This is a genomic window from Rahnella sp. P4_A8, assembly GCF_056402435.1.
In genome coordinates this window covers 1-4,731 of the sequence record NZ_JBFUHK010000125.1, presented here as the reverse complement: position 1 = coordinate 4,731, position 4,731 = coordinate 1, and the positions used below count along the sequence as shown (strand labels likewise).

3 protein-coding genes are annotated in these 4,731 nt (G+C 49.7%); 2 read left to right on the top strand and 1 reads right to left on the bottom strand.

The window, feature by feature from the left end; all coding sequences use genetic code 11:
* Nucleotides 1–169: 169 nt before the first annotated feature.
* Complete coding sequence (locus AC1DUO_RS23435) at nt 170–427, bottom strand: DUF1883 domain-containing protein (RefSeq protein WP_013576162.1); 258 nt, start codon at nt 425–427, stop codon at nt 170–172.
* Between the two features lie 516 nt (nt 428–943).
* Here AC1DUO_RS23435 and AC1DUO_RS23430 point away from each other — a divergent pair.
* Together AC1DUO_RS23430 and AC1DUO_RS23425 are read left to right on the top strand one after the other, a co-directional pair.
* Nucleotides 944–3,706, top strand: coding sequence for a WG repeat-containing protein (locus AC1DUO_RS23430; protein ID WP_477988990.1), 2,763 nt, complete (start codon nt 944–946; stop codon nt 3,704–3,706).
* On the top strand, nt 3,706–4,731 hold a 1,026-nt coding region (locus tag AC1DUO_RS23425; protein WP_477988988.1), incomplete at its 3' end, for a WG repeat-containing protein. The genes AC1DUO_RS23430 and AC1DUO_RS23425, both read left to right, overlap by 1 nt.

Here is a 4,731-nt window from a genome sequence, read left to right as displayed (position 1 = left end):
ACGTTACGCAATTCAACATTTTGCTGCTGGATGGTGTCAGCGGTTAACTGTAACGTTGTGATGCAGACCGGGCTGACTGGTAATTCATGAAATATCAGGCAAATGGTTTTCCATCCGCCTGATAAAGGTCTCAGATAAAGCAGCAGAATCGAGGAGGTAATGGCGGGTTTCAGGCGGGCATATAACTTATTGAGTGCTCCAGTGAGTCACACTGGGAATCGATAAGAACATTCCAGATACCTTTATAAGGGATCCCCACATAAGCCGTATTTTGATCATTAACCGTCAAAATATCGCCGAAACCTGAGTGACGTCCTTTTCGCTCAACATCATTTTCACACATCAGATGAATGTGACATTTTTCTGAACAACGTATGACGACGGTGTCGCCACCAAACAGACTCAATCTGGCTCGAACGATAGGCATGACTTCCCCCAATAAGATAAAACACCTGAAATACGCTGTAACCGAACACTGCCAGGTTTGACGCCACCCGGACCGGGAGTGATATTGGTCACACAACGCTCTGGAATCTATAAAACCAGACAAAAGAGGGGGAAATAATGACCTTAATCAAGAGTTGTAATAATCTTCCGAAGATTAATTGTTAGCCACTCAAACACATGTAAATGAAAATGATCTAATTTCTAGTAAGGAGGTTGGAATGTTGCTGTCAGGTTATCGGCGGGTGAGTAATGCAGGTGAGCGGTAACACACAAGGCGTCTCTTTCCGGGAATTGATAATATGTATTCATTCGTTACAGAGTAATAAAATAGCTGCTTTTTCTTTCACAAGCTGACACCCTATAGGCGTATGGCATGTGCGCTCGCTTTAAATTGATTATTATCGGTTTTTTTACCGTCTCACGCGCCCATTCTGCGGGTGATGAAAAAAATGCGGGCGCTACACTTTCTAATTTTATCCAGTTATAAGGGCATCGGATGAATTGCTCCGAAAAATTCAAATATGTCAGAAACYTCAGTGCGTTATCCCTGGTTCTGAATGCTTTTTTTAGCCTGCCGGTACATGCGGATGACGCACTGTTACGGGCGTGTAGCAATGCAAAAACGGCCAAGGATTGCCAGTTGCCTTTCCAGCAAGGGCTTTCCCCTGTGCAGGTCGGGTTATCCCGCGAACCGTTGTGGGGGTACGTGGATACCACCGGGCATATGGTGATCAAGCCTGATTTCAGTGAAGCCCGGGGTTTTGTGAACGACCTGGCTGCTGCGAAAAAAGGCGATAAATTCGGCTATATCGATAAGAAAGGCCACTGGGTTATTGAACCTAAATTTACGCGGGCAACCGATTTCAATGCACAAGGCACCGCGCTGGTCGTGACCGATAACCGTCTGGTACTGATTGATCGCAAAGGTGCAGTGATAAAAACGCTGCCGTTTGCCGTTTCTCTCGACAGCCAGGGATTTGTGCGCGGTCAGGCATTGGCAAGTGTGCAAACGCAAGTTTCGCCTGCCTTGTGGAATGCCTCCACAAATCGTTCCCTTTCTCTGCCTGATGATGTCATTGCACTGGATTTGCCTCAGTCCGGGCTGATTCCAGCTAAAAAGCGTGATTCTGCGCAAGACGGTTACTGGGGATATCTCGATGAAAATGGTGACTGGGCGATTGACCCGATGATCCTGAAAACCCGCGACGAGCCGCAATTTAGTGGTGATGTCGTTGCGGTGAAAACCAAAAACGTCTGGATGTTCGTTGACCGGCAGGGTGTTTCGTTAAATAAAGAGCAATATAAATCTGTACGTCCGCTGGCTTCAGGTAGCTGGCTGGTTACAGCTGCGGATAGCAGCAAACAGTTGCTCAACAATAAGCTGGAAAAAGTGCAGGATATTCCTGCAGATCAATCTGAAAACATCCTCGACTGGGGTAAAGCTACGCTGGGAACGGGCAGTAAAGGCATTGTGATTATCGGTGCTGATAATCAGGTTGCTTCGCTGAAAGTGAATAAGCCGCAAGTTCTGCAACAGGGYAACCGTCTTTGGGTGATGCAAACTGAGGGGAAAACGCCTCAGGTCGCGCAGATCTATGACAATAACGGCGTAGCGCTTCTTAATGACGCCACGCTGACAGCGCTGAAAGACTATCAGTTAAGACCATTGGCCACGACGCCGATGACCGATGACATCAATGCTTTGGCGCAAGCAACCACAGATACGGCACAAAGCCTGCCATGGGCAGTTCTGACGCCTGTTGATGCGACAAAACCTCCGGCAATCCTCACCTCCCAGGGGAATGTGCTTTCCGATCCTCAGTGGGCATCGATTGAAGGAGAGGCTTCTCAGGCTCCGTTGATCATCCATACTGAAAACAAAAAAGTTGGCGCGATCGATGCCGCAGGGAAATGGGTTATCCAGCCAGTCTTTACGCAAATCACCCCGTTTAACGGCGACTATACCTGGGCCACTGACAACAATGGCAATACAGACGTTAAGCACCTTATTGATCGCAGCGGTAACGCGATAGACGTTCCGGCAAATATTCAGCAAAGCGCTCAGCGTTTGTCATCCGGACTGCTGTTTTATACCGGGGGCGAAAAAGATGCCCAACGCTGGGGCTTATGGGACATTGCGAGTAAAAGCAATAAAGCTGCACCTCAGTTTATTCAGATTGATTCCTTCAATGACGGTTATGCCCTGGCGCAGACAGATACGGGCTGGGGCGTGATCAGAACCGACGGCAGTTGGGCGATTGAGCCTGATGCGGGCCGTAGCGGTAAATTCCAGTATATCGGGCAGGGTGCTTTTACGCTTTCTGATAACGATCAGCCCGGTGAGCGTGGTGCGCTTGCCAGCCATTACAGCCTCTACAGCGCTGAAAACGGTCAGGCTTTAGCCACAGATTTGCTCTCAAGGCCGCAGCCTGTGGGCCGCAACCACTGGCTGGTTCAACCTTCCGAAGGTGGTGTTGCATTGCTCGACAGCGCAGGGCGTTTCCCTGTCAGCAAGGCAATTACTGCATCTTCAAGTTCTGTTGATGGCGACTGGGTTATGCTCAGTTTTTCCCCTCATTTTGGGGCGATTAACAGTCAGGGCGACTGGCAAGTCCCACCACTTTATACCGCTGAATTCAATTTCATCCCGCCTCTTAATCTGAGCCGCGCGGTCAGTGATGGCCGCGTCACATTGATTAATGATCATGGCGCGGTTCCGTTAGACGGTTTTGAACAGGCCCAGGCATTGAACTCGATGGCGCGGTTGGTCATGAATGACGATCTTACAGGCGAAACTGTGTTGTATGACAACGACGGCAATGAGATTCAGCGCTTCGCCGGACTCGACAGCCTGCAGGCGGATAAAGCCAATTCTGGCGTCATCCCTCTGCGTGATAGCAAGGGCCTGTATGGTTTTGTTGATCAGCAAGGCAAGAAACTGATCGGTTCTTACTTTGATCAGGTTGGTGCAATGAGCAATAATTTTGCTACCGCCATGAAGAAATCGACCTATGGCAATTTGCTAGGTTACATCAATACCACAGGGCGTTTCGCTATTTTGCCTAAGTTCGATTGGGCAAATGATTTCAGCGAGAAACATGCCTGGGCAGGGGGTAAAGGTGTGGTCAGTTTACTAAACGGTGATGGCGCTGTTCAGGCGAAAATTCAGGTGCGCTGTAATCAGCGTGTCATTGTGGATGCTAAGGGGGCTTATCTCTGGCCAGCCAAGGCTCCTGCATGCGGTACCGGAGGTAATTAATGATTGTCAGCAAACCTTCAAGGCTAAGAAATGCACTCCGTTGTGCTCTGAATACCAGCAGTACACTGGCCTTATTGACGCTGACATCCGCTGCAATCGCGGCAGAGCCCGACAGTTGCTTTGCGCCGTTATCTGCGGCGCAGGCGGATGCACAAAGGCATAATGCATTGCCTGTGGTTCAGAATTTATGTATCCGTGATGTCCATGAAGGCCGTGCAGCAGTGCTTTTGCCTGCTGCAGATGCAAATGGCGAGCGTTGGGGCTTTTTAGACAATCAGGGGCAACTGGTCATTAAACCTGTTTTTGAAAAAGTCGGTGACTATCATTTTGGTGCCGCCGCTGCCATGCAACAGGGCAAGTGGGGATTCATCGATCTGACAGGAAACTGGATGATTCCGCCGGCCTTTGATCGCGTCCAGCCCTTTACCGAATCCGGGTTGGCCGTGGTGACGGCGGGAGGTAAACCACAAATTATTGACCACAAAGGTGCCCAGGTCGGTAAAGCGCTGGATGAATTAGTGGATGACGCCACTCTGAGTGACGGCATTCCGGCCCGCCTGAGTCTGACGTTTAACAGCGTTCTGCTTTCCCCTGATGGTGTCCGTCATGTGGCTACCGACAAAATGGAAGTGGTTGAACCGTTTGGCCCGAAAGATCTCTTTATCGCTTTTGATGCCAGCAAAGGTTACGGCATCATTGATGGCAATCTTACCTGGCGCGTTCTGCCGCAATACACCGCAATCACCCTTGATCCGCAAAACTCTTCTGTTGCCCTGGCGAAAAATGCGGAAGGAATTACCTTAATTCGCACCGACGGTGTGCCGGACGAACAGAAGTACTTGTCGGTCAGTGAAGAAACTGGCGCTTTCTGGCTGGCAAAAACCCCTGAAGGGATCAAATTACTTGATAATTCCGCAGTGGTTATCGCCACCTTTAGCGAAGCCGAGGCCTCTTCGCTTCGTGTCTCCGGTGATTACGTGTTGAATCCCGTCACCAAAGACGCTCTTACATTGTATGTACCGGGA

What these genes read in the sequence shown, in the direction of transcription:
- AC1DUO_RS23435 (WP_013576162.1), bottom strand. Translation starts at nt 427, where the DNA reads ATGCCTATCGTTCGAGCCAGATTGAGTCTGTTTGGTGGCGACACCGTC.